The 13107-nt window shown below is 70.5% G+C and carries 10 protein-coding genes; 7 read left to right on the top strand and 3 right to left on the bottom strand.

What is annotated here, in order from left to right; all coding sequences use genetic code 11:
- Positions 1 to 16: 16 nt before the first annotated feature.
- Positions 17 to 865: a phytanoyl-CoA dioxygenase family protein gene (locus QIY60_RS13830; RefSeq protein ID WP_283142694.1), complete on the bottom strand. Its 849-nt coding sequence runs from the start codon at positions 863 to 865 to the stop codon at positions 17 to 19.
- Between the two features lie 295 nt (positions 866 to 1160).
- On the opposite strand from QIY60_RS13830, the gene QIY60_RS13825 reads away from it, so the two are divergent.
- The 7 genes from QIY60_RS13825 to QIY60_RS13795 all read left to right on the top strand — a co-directional run bounded on the left by QIY60_RS13825 (position 1161) and on the right by QIY60_RS13795 (position 9788).
- The gene (locus QIY60_RS13825; protein WP_283142693.1) at positions 1161 to 2306 is read left to right on the top strand and encodes a Rieske 2Fe-2S domain-containing protein; all 1146 of its coding nucleotides are present in this window, start codon (positions 1161 to 1163) and stop codon (positions 2304 to 2306) included.
- Positions 2307 to 2422: 116 nt separating this feature from the next.
- Positions 2423 to 3664 carry a hypothetical protein gene (locus QIY60_RS13820; RefSeq protein WP_283142692.1) on the top strand — a complete coding sequence of 414 codons (1242 nt, stop codon included), beginning with the start codon at positions 2423 to 2425 and terminating at the stop codon, positions 3662 to 3664.
- A complete protein-coding gene (locus tag QIY60_RS13815; protein ID WP_283142691.1) occupies positions 3661 to 4323 on the top strand; it encodes a hypothetical protein in 663 nt (220 codons plus the stop codon). Before QIY60_RS13820 ends, QIY60_RS13815 begins: the two co-directional genes overlap by 4 nt.
- Before the next feature lie 13 nt (positions 4324 to 4336).
- Positions 4337 to 5713, top strand: coding sequence for an AMP-binding protein (locus tag QIY60_RS13810; RefSeq protein ID WP_283142690.1), 1377 nt, complete (start codon positions 4337 to 4339; stop codon positions 5711 to 5713).
- Positions 5706 to 7268, top strand: coding sequence for a hypothetical protein (locus QIY60_RS13805; RefSeq protein ID WP_283142689.1), 1563 nt, complete (start codon positions 5706 to 5708; stop codon positions 7266 to 7268). Before QIY60_RS13810 ends, QIY60_RS13805 begins: the two co-directional genes overlap by 8 nt.
- Before the next feature lie 5 nt (positions 7269 to 7273).
- A complete protein-coding gene (locus tag QIY60_RS13800; RefSeq protein WP_283142688.1) occupies positions 7274 to 8890 on the top strand; it encodes an Ldh family oxidoreductase in 1617 nt (538 codons plus the stop codon).
- A gap of 85 nt (positions 8891 to 8975) precedes the next feature.
- Positions 8976 to 9788, top strand: a complete 813-nt coding sequence (locus QIY60_RS13795) for an aldolase/citrate lyase family protein (protein WP_283142687.1) — start codon at positions 8976 to 8978, stop codon at positions 9786 to 9788.
- A gap of 102 nt (positions 9789 to 9890) precedes the next feature.
- On the opposite strand, the gene QIY60_RS13790 is transcribed toward QIY60_RS13795, so the two are convergent.
- Both QIY60_RS13790 and QIY60_RS13785 read right to left on the bottom strand, forming a co-directional pair.
- Entirely contained in the window at positions 9891 to 11606 is a 1716-nt protein-coding gene (locus QIY60_RS13790; protein ID WP_283142686.1) for a proline--tRNA ligase, read from the bottom strand.
- 104 nt (positions 11607 to 11710) lie between these two features.
- Positions 11711 to 13078 (bottom strand): hypothetical protein, encoded by a 1368-nt coding sequence (locus QIY60_RS13785; protein WP_283142685.1) that lies wholly within the window; start codon positions 13076 to 13078, stop codon positions 11711 to 11713.
- Positions 13079 to 13107: the final 29 nt, after the last annotated feature.

Below are 13107 nucleotides of genomic sequence, written 5' to 3'. Positions count from 1 at the left end.
TGTCGAGTCAACAACATCAGTCAATTTCATTTTCTTGGGCGACTCCGGGGGCTGCAGGGGCGGCGGCCAGGGTGTTCAGGTTCGCCGTATCGCGGCCACTGACCAGCTGCACGGCATGGCCGGGGAAGTGCGGCCGCACCCGCACGGCGGGCACGGTGAACCGCACCGCCAGGCCGAGCCGTTCGGCGCCCGACAGGTTGGGCCCGGAGGCGTGCAGCGCACGGTCGGTAAAGGCCACGCACTGCCCGGGGCGCAGAGGGACGGCGACCGCACCCGAGGCGTCCACCGCACCGTCGTCGACCAGCAGCGTGGCCCGGCGTCCGGATCCGGGCGCGGCCGGCAGGACGGCCCGGGTGCGCGGTATGAACCGCAGGCACCCGTTGTCCTCGGACACCTCGCTGATGGCGATCCAGAAGGTGAAGGCGAGCGGCGGCTCCAGTCCGTACTCGTCACCGGGGGCGAAGACCCCGCCCCAGTCCTGGTGCCATCGGAAGTCCGGACCGCCGGGGGCCTTGGCGATGAAGGTCGACCTCCACAACACCAGGTCCTCGCCGTAGAGCGACCGGGCCGCGGACAGCAGGGCGGGGTGGGTGCACAGGCGGTGGACCGCGGGCGAGTCAAGGTGGCGCGACTCGACATAGGGCACGGGCGAGCCGCCGTTGCGGGGGGCCATCAGGTCGGCCAGCCTGCCCCGGGACTGCTCGGCGTCCGGTGAGGGCGCCCGCCCCGGCGTCCGCAGCACCGCCTCCAGCTCCGCGCGGAGCGCGGCCATCTCCTCCGGGGTCATCAAGGTGAGGGGGCCGAGGAAGCCCTGGTCGCGAAAGAGGTCGCGGTTCCGTTCGTCCAGTGGCAGACGGATCGTCATGGATGGTCCTCCGTGGGTCCAGGCCCCAAGGGCTGCTGCCCCTGTTGGCGACATACTGGCGAACGTAAGCCATGACACAGATAGTGACAAGCTTGACTGAATCGATGACTACTCATTCCCCCGAGGCCACACCACCCCCCGAACCAGACGGAGCGAGGGCAGCCCTTGACGGTCATGGATGAATATTGACAAGAGAAATTGACTAAAATAGTGTCACTCATGACTACGGGTCGGGGGCCGGTTCGGCCTCTGGTCCGGCGCCCGAATACGAGTTCCCGACCCTGAGAGGCCTGTCATGACGCTCCGCGGCGACGAAAACCGCCGACTCACCGAAGTCGGACCAGGAACCGCCATGGGCGCCCTCCTCGGCCACTACTGGATGCCGGTGGCCGTGGCCCAGGGCTGGGAGCCCGGCCAGGTCCGGCCGGTCGAACTGCTCGGGCGCCGCTTCGCCCTGTTCCGTCAGACGGACGGCTCCTGGTCGATGCTGGACGAGCGCTGCCCGCACCGGAGCGCCTCACTGGCGTACGGCATGGTGGAGGAAGGGGGCATCCGCTGCCCCTACCACGGCTGGCTCTTCAACGGCGTCGGCAAGTGTCTCGACCAGCCCAACGAGGACCCGGCGCTCGGATTCAAGGACCGGGTCTCCCAGCCCGCCTATCCGGTCCGCGAACAGGGCGGCCTGGTCTTCGCCTACCTCGGGCCGAACCCCGCCCCCGAACTGCCCCGGTTCGACCTCCTGGAGGAGGCCGACGTCGAGATCCGCATCCGGACCGCGGTGATCCCCTGCAACTGGCTGCAGATCGTGGAGAACGGGCTCGACCCCGCCCACCTGGAGTGGCTGCACGGCCACTTCGCCAACTACCAGTCCCAGCAGTCGGGCGGCAACCAGCTGTACGACGTCGCCCACCACGAAGAACTCGGCTTTGACACCAACGAGTTGGGCATCGTCAAGCGCCGCAGGCTCCTGGGGCAGGACACCGAGGAGGAGGACTGGAGCGTGGGACAGCTGGTGCTCTTCCCCCTCGGCATGTACGTCGCCGGCCGCTCCTTCCGCTCCCTGCAGTTCCGCGTCCCCCTGGACGACACGCGCACCTGGCACATCTGGTACGAGGTGCACCGGGGCGGAAACGCGCAGCCGGGCACCGTGCGGGTATCGGAAGCCGAGATCTTCCACCCCGACGGCAGCTTCAACCTCGACACCATCGACGGCCAGGACGTCATGGCCTGGGTCACCCAGGGCCCGATCGCCGACCGCACCCGTGAACGGCTCGGTCAGGCCGACCGCGGCATCACCCTCCTGCGCCGCCTGCTCCTCGAACAGCTGACGGCCGTCGAACAGCAGCGCCGCCCCCGCTGGTCGGACCTGGGCGCCGACGTCATCACGATGCCGCGCAGGTCGAAGAGCCGACCCATCCTCACCGATCTGCCCGCCAGCTGAGCCGGACCGCACCCACGCCGCCCACCTGCCCTTCCCCGCCGAGGAGAACCACCGTGACCCTGGACGCTCTGCCCGCCTCCCCACCGCACGACCGCACACGAGGAACAGCGCTCCCCGTGCCCGTGCCTGACGGCCCCGCCCACCTCCCGCTGCGCTGGGACGGCGGTGAGACCCCCTTCGTCCTGTGGCACTTCGACTTCGGCGGCGACCGCTGGACCGCCGTCTACACCGGCGACATCCACTCCGGCGAGCCGGTCCCGCTGCGCATCGAGTCGGCGTGCGTCTTCGGCCACGTCCTGCGCTCCGCCCAGTGCGACTGCGGCTACCAGCTGGAGCAGGCCATGGACAGCTTCGCCCGCAACGGCCGGGGCCTGCTCCTGTACGGCATCGACCAGGATGCCCGCGGCCTCGGAATCGCCGCGCACTACGCCATCTACGCGATGCGCCAGCAGGAGAACCTCGACACCGACGCCGTATACGCACGCCTGGACGCACCGGTCGACGCCCGCTCCTACGAACCCGTCGTCGCCATCCTGCGCCACCTGGGCATCTCCGCCGTCCAGCTGCTGAGCAACAACCTGCGCCGCGAGGCATTCCTGCGGGAATCGGGCTTCGACGTGGAACTCGCCCCGCTCGAAGCCCCGCTGGACATCCACAACATGAGCACTCTGATGCTGGAGAAGGAGGACCTCGCCTACCGCTGGTCCTTCGAGACCCACGCGGACTGGCTTGAGCCCCTCCAGGAATCCGTCGCGCAGTTCCCCGACCGCTCCGTGGCCTGCGCGGCCCTACCGGGTGGCGGCACGGCCGGCACACCGCTGGCCCGGGCCGACGACGACGGCGACTGGAACCTGGCTCACCGGCTGGCCACCGCGATGCCCACCACCATTCCTGCCGGAACCCTGGTCGTCTACCTCACCGACCTTCCGCGCGCCGACGACCTGGCGGTGTACGCCGCCCTCGGGGCCGCCGCCGTCGTCGTACCGTTCGCCGACCTGCCCGCCCCCCTGCGTGAGGCCGCCGCCGCCGAGGGCATCAAGCTGGTGGACTGGGAGCGCCGCAACGCCTACCGGACGGACCGCCCCCAGTGGCGCCTTGAGCACCGGTCGGCCGGCATCGACATCTACCGCCGCGGCGACCGCCTGCGCTGCGTGGCGGCCCCGGCGGACGGGGACGGTGCGCGCATCGCGCTCAAGGCGCTGCGGGAGACCTTCCGTACGCAGCCCGGCACTTTCGGCACCGTCACCCGCTCCGGCTCCGACGCTTCCTGGTTCGAGCTCGCCCCGTCCCCCGGCGCCGAAGACTCCGCCCTGGCCGCCGTGCTCAGCACCGCGTCGGGCGCACGGGCGGGACGATGACCGGCACCACCGCTGCCGTCAGCCGGGCCAGTGGACTGACGACGACCCGTCCGGACGCCCTGCGCGTCGACACCGCGGCAGCAGCCCCGCCCGACATGCGCCGCTTCGCGACGATGAACCCCTTCCACTTCGATCCGACCTGGCGCATCCCGGTCCCGGGCCTCGCCGCGGTCTCCCACTCCGTCGAGAGTGTCTGGCAGGCGCTCAGGATCGTCGACGGCGTGACCGACCTCGCCATGCTCGAACAGCCCGCCGCCAAACGACCGGCAGAGCACCTGCGCGGCGACGGCTTCGACTACGCCCGCTCGACCCTCAGTCACGCCGGCACACCGCTCGACCTGGTCACCGCGCGCTACGCCATCTACCTGCCCACCTACCTCTACCTGCTCGACCGGCTCGTGCCCGACAGCGTGCTGCACGAGATCCGCACCGCCCTCGACGCCGGCCGGGACGTCGTCTTCTACGACTGGGACGACAACACCGACATCGAGGACCCCCGGAGCTCCTTCAGCCACTCGGCCGTCCTGGCCTCCTGGTTCGGCGGCCGGATCGAGCAGGACTTCCTCGACCGCCGCCGCGGCTGGCACCCGCCCCACGCGGCTCCCTACCTGTCCGACCCCCTCCCCCTCGACCGCTATCACCGGTTCCACCAGCACTGAAAGGTTGCGGGCCATGCATCTCCCCCAACGACTCGCCGGCTCCCTGTACTGGCAGGAACAGCGGCTGCGCGGCCGAGCCGGTGTCCGCGAACGGCTCCAGTGGCTGCGCGCCAACCAGGAGCGGACCCCGGCCGAGATCGACGAGCTCCAGTTCGACAAGCTCCGGGCCATGGTGCGCCACGCCTACCGCACCGTTCCGTACTACCGGCGCGTCATGGACGAGCGCGGCATCCGCGACCTGGAGTCCTTGGCCGACCTGCGCAAGCTCCCCCTGCTCACCCGCGACGTGCTGATCCGGGAACAGGACAACCTGGTCTCCTCGCAGGCCGACCGGGCAACCCTGCAGACCAACTACTCCTCCGGCTCGACCGGACGGCGGGCCCAGTTCCAGCAGGACGCCGACTTCCGGATGTGGATGCGCGCCCACCAGCTGCGGACGTACGAGTGGTGCAGCGGCTGGCAACTGGGCGACCCGTTCGTCCTGCTATGGGGATCGGAGATCTACTGGTCCTTCAAGCAACTGGCCGACCGGACCGAGAACCTGCTCACCAACCGCAGGGAATTCAACACCTTCAAGCTCTCCCCCCAGCTGGTGACCGACGTCACCGACAAGCTCGTACGCTTCCAGCCGGCGCTCGTCAGCACCTACTCCAACGCCATGCACCTCATCGCCAAGGAGGCCGAGCGGCGCTCCCTGCGTATCCCGGGGCTGCGGGCCGTCCAGGGCACCTCGGAGCCGCTGCCGCCCGCACTGCGCGAGACCATAGGCCGGGTGCTGGAATGCGACGTCTACGACAAGTACGGCATGCGCGAGACCAATATCGTCTCCCATGAACAGCCCGGTGGCGGGCCCATGCTGATCCAGTCGGAGAACGTCTTCGTCGAGTTCCTCGACGAAGACGGCGAACCCTGCCCGGACGGCACGACCGGCCGGATGGTCATCACCACGCTGAACAACCACTCGATGCCGCTGCTGCGCTACGAGACCAGCGACCTGGCCGCGCCGCTGCCCCGCACCGCCGTCGCGAACCTGCCCTACCCGGCCATGACCTCCGTTGCGGGCCGCCTCCAGGACCTGATCCTGACCCCTGGCGGTGACCACGTCGACGCCTACCTCTTCTCCTACCTCTTCATGCGCTTCCCCGAAGTCCACTGGTTCCAGGTCGTCCAGAGCGAGCCGCACCGACTGCAGGTGAAGGTCTACGCGCCGGGCGGGCTCAGCCGCCGGACCGTGGAGACCCTCACCGAACGCATCCACCACCACACCGGGTACCCCTTCGTCCTGGACTTCGAGACCCTCGACCAGATGCCGGAGTCCTCCACGGGCAAGTTCCGGTTGTGCGTCTCGGAGCTGGGCGCCGCGGCCACCGCCGGGAGCAGCCGTGCGTGAGATGGCCCCCTCCGGCATCCTCCCCTGGGGCGACGATGCCCTGCCGGCCCCGCCTGCGCCCACCGCCCCCGCACTCGCCTGGGAACCGGCACGCAGCGGTACGAAGGTGCGAGCCGTCGTCGATTCGATACAGCCCCACCAAGAAGGCTTCGACCTCGGCCGGTTCGCCACCTGGCTGCGCGACGCCGACGTCCTGGACCAGGCACCCATCGAACTGCCCGGCGCCACCGTCACCCTCCCCTACGGCGCGCGGATCATCCGCCGGTTCAACGAGATCGTCGAACGCGCCGGCGAGCAGGCCGGTTTCGAAGAGTACGACTACCCGGTGCTGGTCCCGGACTCGGTCCTCGAACCCACCCGCAAGCTCCTCCCGCTGAAGGGCTCTCTGCTCTACGCGGGCAGCGACGACGACTGGGACGCCGGACGCCGACGCATGGTGCTCACCCCCACCGGCGAGGGCGCCGTCTACACCCACTGGGCGAAGATGGTCCGCAGCAGGAACGACCTGCCGATCCGCGCATACCGCAAGGCCCGCTACTTCCGGCCCGCACGCGCGGGACGCAGCGTCTTCCGGGCGATCGAAGCCCAGGACATCTACGAGTTCCAGGCCTGCTACCCGGACAGGGCCACCGCCCGCCAGGGGTTCACGCAAGCCATCGACATGGCCCGCCGCGTCGGCACGGCCCTGCACGTACCGGTCCTGTGGTCCACACGCCCCCCGTGGACCAACAACACCCAGGTCTCCGACACCACCATCGGCGGCGACGTGCCCCTGCCGCACGGCGCGACACTCCAGGTCGGCTGCCTCTACGACCAGGCCCAGCGGTTCTCCTCGCTCTACGACGTCGGATTCCGCGAGAACGGCGAACGACTCCACACCCACCACATCACCGCGGCCCTCACCCGCCGCCTGGTGCTCACCCACCTGATGCTGGGCATGGACAGCGAAGGAGAACTGCTGCTCCACCCCGACCTCGCGCCCGTGCAGGTAGCACTCACCCTCACCGGCGGCTCCCCGGACGAGCGGGCCGGGGCCGAGCGCCTCGTCGCGCAGCTGGCCGACCGGGGCGTGCGCTGCGACCTGCGTGTCGAAGAGGACCGCAGAGCCGTGGGCCCCCTCCACCGGCGCTGGCGCCGCCAGGGCGTGCCGCTGCGGATCTACCTCCAGCCCCGCCGGGACGAGCAGGACCGCACCCGTGCGGTGGTGGTGCGCGCCGACACCCGCGAAGAGGCCGTGCTGCTGCCCGACCGCCTTGAGGACCTGGCCGGCCTGCTGCCGGCGGCGCTGGCAGAGGTCGGAGTCGGATACCGGCGGCGTGCCTGGGGCTTCGCCCAACGGCAGTGCCGCTCGGCGGATGCCACCACCGTGCAGGGCATCCTCGCCGAACGCGCCGTCGCCGTCGCCCCGCTGGCCGCCACGGAAACGGCCGTCGGGACGGTGGCGGGCTGGAGGCTGGGCGAGGTGCTCGGCTTCCGGCACGCACCCGAACCCGCCCCCTGCGTCGTCACGGGCCGGCCCACCACGACCGTCGCCTACATCTCCCCCCGGACGTAACGGCCATGAGCGAGAACCAGCAGCCCGCGGCGGAGAAGGTAAGGGTCGTCGTCCTCACGGGCGCACCGGGGGCGGGCAAGACCGAGACAGGGCGCCGTCTGGTGCGCCGCTACCGGGTCCCGGCCGCCCTCATCGACACCGACGCCATCGGCGATGTCTACCCCTGGCAGGCCGACGAGCGGCTGTACGCGGTGCTGGGTCGCAATCTGAGGGCGTGTCTGGACACGTACCTGGAGTGGGGAGCCCGGGTCGTCGTGGTCAGCGGCGTCCTGCTGCCGGGGCGCACTCTCGACCAGTTCGCCGACCTGCTGGCAGATGCCCGCCTGGAGTGGGTCTTCTACGGCCTGCGGGCCCGCCCGGAGGACCTGGCCGCACGGATCCTCGCGGACACCAAGGTCCAGGAGGCCGACGGACGGCTGTCCTGGAGCCACTTGGACGCGGAGGTCGCCGGTGTGCCGGGAATACGGAACGTGGCGACGCACACTCTGACCCTGGACGAGGTCGTGGACCGCATCGCCGCGTCCGAGGCCGCTGACCTGCCCATGGGGACGGTCACCCCGGCCACCGGCCGGGTCCGGCCCGCACCGGATGCACGTGTGCCGCAGGACGAGGTCCTGCGCGTGTGCGGCGCGGCTCTGGAAGAAGCGGGATTCCCGGCGGACGTGGCCTTCGACACCGCCGCCGAACTGATCGCCGCCGAAGCGGACGGCCAGGCATCGCACGGGCTGCTGCGCGTCCCCGAGTACGTCGCCGCGGCCGCCGCGGGCGAGTTGTCGCCGACCGCCCGGCCCACGGTGCACCGCACCAGCGCCCGGTCCGTCGTGCTGGACGGGCAGCGGGCGCCAGGCACCCTGGTGCGCCGGCACCTGGTGGCCGAGCTCGGCCGAGCCGAGGCAGGCGGGCCCGTCGTCGTGGGGCTGCGCGGTTCAGGACACCTGGGGCGGCTGGCGCCGCTGGCCCGGGAGGTCGCAGCTCGCGGGCTCGTCCTGCTGGGGTTCGTCAACTTCTGCGGCGCAGGCCGCAAGGTGGCCCCCGCGGGCGGCACCGACGGACGCTGGGCCACCAATCCCGTGGTGCTGGCCTGCCCTGCACCGCCGGGGCCGCCGCTGGTCGTGGACATGAGCACCAGCGCGACCGCCGAGGGAGCCGTCCGATCCGCACTGCTGTCAGGAAAGTCCCTGCCGCCGGGCCTGCTGATCGGTACCGATGGTCATCCGGTCACCGACCCACGTCTGCTGTACAGCGACCCGCCCCGGGCGGCACTCGCGCCCCTGGGAGGTATCGCAAGCCACAAGGGGCACGCGCTGGCCGCCATGGTGGAGACGCTGGCCGGTGCCGTGGCCGGGGCCGGCCACGCGGCCGCCCCTCTGGGACCGGGCAACGGCGGCCTGTTCGTCGCCTTCCGTGCCGACGCCCTCGGCACCAGCACCGCCGCCATCGGCACGGCCGTGGCCGAGCTGGAGCGCCATCTGCTCGATACCCCCACGGCCGGTGACGGGGCGCCTCCCCGACTGCCGGGGCGCTCTGCGCGCCCCTCCCCCCGGCACGGTGACCTGGCCGTACCCGGCGGGCTGTGGCAGCAGATCCAGGAACTCGCCGCACGGGCACCCGCACTGACGTGACCGTGTGGGCGCGGCCCAACAGCCCCACCCTGCTCTGATCCTTTCCCCTGCGTACCCCCTCTCTCTGCGAGTTCAGGAGCACCTCATGCCCGACCCCGTCCGCCACCCCCTGCTGGCGCCGGGCCCCAGCCTGTCCCGGGCTGCCACCGGCACGCCCGGCCCCGCGCTGGGACTGTTCCTGCTGAGCGGCAACAGCATGATCGCTGAGCTGTGCGGCACGTTGCCCCTCGACTGGGTCGTGCTCGACATGGAAGCGTCGCCCATGTCAGGGCCGGACGCCCTGCACATGCTCCAGGCCCTCACCGGCTCGTCCTGCACCCCGCTCGTGCGGGTGTCCAGACTGGACCATCACCTGATCGAACATGCGCTGGACCTCGGAGCGGCGGGTGTCATGGTTCCCAAGGTGGACACCCCGGCCCAGGCGGAGGAAGCGGCTGCCGCCTGCCGTTTCCCGCCCGAAGGACGGCGCGGTATCAACCCCGTACGAGCCTCCGGCTACTTCGCCGATGTGGCGGGCTATCTCGCGACCGCCAACGCGGCGACCTCTTGTGTGGTCCAGATCGAATCGGCCCAGGCACTGGAAAACGTCGAGGCGATAGCCGCTGTTCCAGGCGTGGACGCACTGTTCCTGGGGATGGGCGACCTGGCTTGCGACCTCGGACAGCCCGGCGTCATGACGGGCCCGGCGATGGACACCGCGCGTGCGGCCGTGCTGCGTGCCGCCCAGGAGCACGGAAAGCTCGCGGGCATCTTCGCCTACACACCCGAACTCGCCCGGCAGTATGCCGACGAGGGGTTCAAGCTGATCGCGTTCGGCAACGAGATCAAGCTGCTGCGCGACGCCGTCGTGGCGGGCCTCGACGGGCTGCGAGGTCCCGGCCTGGAGGCGCCCCGCTAGCCGGTGATGACCTCACGGGAAAGGGGGGAGGGGGGAAGACCAATTGGTCTTCCCCCCTCCCCCCTTTCCCGTCGATGCTCCACAGGCCGCCGAAGGAACGATTCAGCGGCGGGCGGTGACGCGCTCGACGAGCTGGTTGTGCACGTCGTCCAGCGGAATGTCCTCGCGCTCGCCCGTGGCCCGGTCGACCACCTCCACCAGGCCTTCTGCCAGGCCGCGGGCACCGACGGTGACGCGGTAGGGGATGCCGGCCAGCTCCACGTCCCGGAGTTTGACCCCGAGCCGGTCGCGGCGGTCGTCGAGCACGGCATCCACGCCGGCCGCGCGCAGCTGCTCGTACAGCTTCGCGGCGGCCTCGGTGACAACAGGGTCCGTGTGCTGGGCGATGACGACCGCGACCTCGAAGGGTGCGACCGCCACAGGCCAGACGATGCCGGACTCGTCGTGGTGGCACTCGACGATCGCGCCGATGGCCCGCTCCACACCGATGCCGTAGCTTCCCATGACCAGGGGAGCACGCCGGCCGTCGGTGTCCGTCACGAAGGCACCGTAGATCTCGCTGTAGGTGGTGCCCAGCTTGAAGATGTGCCCCACCTCGACGGTCCGTTCGACCATGAGCGGGCGACCGCACTCGGGACAGCCGTCACCTGCTACGACCTCGCGCAGGTCGGCCCAGTGCGTCACCGAGACGTCCCGTGCAAGGTCCACGCCCCGCAGGTGTTCGACGTCCGTGCTGCCGGCCGTCACCAGGTCGCGCCGTCCCCGCAGGGCTTCGTCGGCGACGACCCGCAGTCCAGCGACCCCCACCGGCCCCAGCGCGCCCGGTTCCGCACCTGCGGAGCCGAGCGCCTCAGCGACCTCCTCGGAGCTGGCAGGCCGGGTGCCAACGGCACCCAGCGCATCGGCCAGCTTCTGCGGCACAAGCGTGTGGTCGGCGCGCAGCAGCACCATGGTGACCTGGTCGTCGACCATTTCGAACCGGGTCGTGACCTGCCGGTCGAGCGGAATGCCGTAGGCAAGCGCCAGCTCCGCGGCATCCGCGGCATCCGGTGTCGCGAATGGCTCGGGAGCCGCCGGCGCGGGACCTTCCTCGGCCTCGGACAGCCGGGAGGTCGCCTTCTCCACGTTCGCGGCGTAATCACCCGTGGGGCAGTGCACGATGAGGTCTTCACCCGCCGGCGAGGGGCACATGAACTCCACGGACACCTTGCCGCCCATGGTCCCGCTCGATGCCTGGACCGGGACGGCGGGGATGCCCAGCCGCTGGAAGATCCGCACATAGGCGTCCCTGTGCAGCGCGAAGGAACGGTCCAGCCCGGCAGTGTCGGTGTCGAAGCTGTACGAGTCCTTCATCGTGAACTCGCGGGTGCGGATCAGACCGGACTTCGGCCGGGGCTCGTCGCGGAACTTCGTCTGGAACTGGTACCAGGTCTGGGGGAGTTGGCGGTACGAGCGCAGTTCCGGCGCCAGGTTCGCGAAGATCTCCTCGTGGGTCATGCCCAGGGCCAGATCAGCGCCCTTGCGGTCCCGCACGCGGAACATCTCATCGCCCATCGAGGTCCACCGCCCGCTCTGTTGCCAGATCTCGGCCGGGTGGACGGTCGGCAGGAGGAACTCCTGTGCACCGATACGTTCCATCTCCTCGCGAATGATCGCCATGACCTTCGCCCGGACACGGACCGCCGCAGGAAGCAGCGAGTAGTGGCCTGCCATCAGCTGCCGGATGTATCCGGCCCGAACGAGCAGACGGTGGCTCACCGCGTCCGCCTCGGCGGGATCGTCACGCAGGGTGGGAACGTGCAGTTGGGACCAGCGCATGGGGCCCTTTCTCAGTACGTGTGATCTATTCGGATGACCGCAATGCGATGCGATCGGTGGATGCGGGGACCGCGCCCCGAGGCGTCGGTCCCCGGCGGCCGCGGTCAGTGGCCGCGGACGGTGAAGGGAGCGGCAGCCCGCCGGTCCCCGGTCAGCTCCAGGTGCAGCTCGCACGTACCGTCTGCCGTCATGGCCCGCAGCTCGGGAGAACTGTCCAGCACCGCTTCGCGGACGCGGCTGGACAGCTGACCGGTCAGCTCCGGGAACAGGTGAGGGGCGAAGGCCGTGACGCAGGTCAGCTCGACGCGGGGACGGGCCCCCTCGTTGCCCGGGCGGAACTTCACCGAGGCGAGTGGGGCCGACCCGGGCAGGGCGTCGTAGGGCGCGATGGACGCGTGCATGACGCCACGGGCCAGTTCGGGGAACCCTTCCAGCGCCTCGCGCAGCGGAATCGGGCGGAAGGCCAGCACCTGCCGTCCCTGGTGTTCGACCAGAGCGGTATGGGCCTGTCGGCCGAGCAGGGCGACGGACACCTCCCCCGGTTCGCAGGGGCTCTCAGCCGCCTCGACCACGTCCCCGGTGTCGTACCGGATGAACGGCTGGTACTGCGAGAACGGGTGGAGCTCGGTGAGCACGAGCCGTCCCACTCCCGACGTCACCGGATGCCGCCCGTCCAGGGAGACCACCTGCGGGACGACGTGGACATCGAAGTGGAACAGTTCGCAACGAGCACACCGGGTCGCGCCCCCGGCAACCTCCGAGAGGCTGTACCGGTGCACGATCCGCGCACCGGGGAAGGTCGCGGCAAGGAAGTCGCGGTGGCCGTCGGTCAGGTAGTCGGCCAGCGCCGTGACGGTGCGGGGCCGCAGGCGGTCCGCAAGACCCGCCTCCGTGACCGCGTGGGCCAGGACGACCAGGTCGTCGGGAGTTCCGCTGAGCTGCACCAGCGGATCGTCCAGGTCGGGGAAGAGCCGGGGGCGCCGCAACAGGCCGAGTGCCTTGTCCAGATCGCGGGCGGACAACAGTCCCAGAGTGACAGAGCGTTCTACAGCGAGCGCTCCGATGGAATTCCCGTGATGCCGTTTGGAAATGGTCGACAGGTGCACGATCGGGCGGGTCTCGTCCGTCCGTTCACGGGCCCGTGCGTTGAGGTTCGCCAGGAGGTCGGCGAGCGCTTGCACCTCCTCGGCGCACCGGTAGCGGGTGAAGGGGTGCCCGGTCGTGCCGCTGCTGTGCATGAGCACGGAAGGAGTGCGGTCGGGGTGGCGCACCGCAGCCATACCGCCTGCCGGTTCGTACTTCCCGGTCAGGGGGAAATCGGCGAGTGCAGCCGTGGTGGCCGCCTCGGCAACGGGCAGCCCGGCCCACAGTTCCCGGTAGTACGGAACCTGGTGGGCGTGCTCAAGGGTGCCTGGAATCAGCTTGTCGCGTATGCGGGTCTTGGCCCCCGAGACAGCACGTTCAGTTGACATGACACAGATCTTGACAGTCACCATGACTT

The sequence above is a fragment of the Streptomyces sp. BPTC-684 genome (assembly GCF_030028635.1).
GTDB lineage: Bacteria > Actinomycetota > Actinomycetes > Streptomycetales > Streptomycetaceae > Streptomyces > Streptomyces noboritoensis.
The sequence above is the reverse complement of the archived record's forward strand: the minus strand, read 5'-3'. Positions and strand labels throughout refer to the sequence as shown.

What these genes read in the sequence shown, in the direction of transcription:
- QIY60_RS13830 (WP_283142694.1), bottom strand. Translation starts at nt 865, where the DNA reads ATGACGATCCGTCTGCCACTGGACGAACGGAACCGCGACCTCTTTCGC.
- QIY60_RS13825 (WP_283142693.1), top strand. Translation starts at nt 1,161, where the DNA reads ATGACGCTCCGCGGCGACGAAAACCGCCGACTCACCGAAGTCGGACCA.
- QIY60_RS13815 (WP_283142691.1), top strand. Translation starts at nt 3,661, where the DNA reads ATGACCGGCACCACCGCTGCCGTCAGCCGGGCCAGTGGACTGACGACG.
- QIY60_RS13810 (WP_283142690.1), top strand. Translation starts at nt 4,337, where the DNA reads ATGCATCTCCCCCAACGACTCGCCGGCTCCCTGTACTGGCAGGAACAG.
- QIY60_RS13800 (WP_283142688.1), top strand. Translation starts at nt 7,274, where the DNA reads ATGAGCGAGAACCAGCAGCCCGCGGCGGAGAAGGTAAGGGTCGTCGTC.
- QIY60_RS13795 (WP_283142687.1), top strand. Translation starts at nt 8,976, where the DNA reads ATGCCCGACCCCGTCCGCCACCCCCTGCTGGCGCCGGGCCCCAGCCTG.
- QIY60_RS13790 (WP_283142686.1), bottom strand. Translation starts at nt 11,606, where the DNA reads ATGCGCTGGTCCCAACTGCACGTTCCCACCCTGCGTGACGATCCCGCC.
- QIY60_RS13785 (WP_283142685.1), bottom strand. Translation starts at nt 13,078, where the DNA reads ATGTCAACTGAACGTGCTGTCTCGGGGGCCAAGACCCGCATACGCGAC.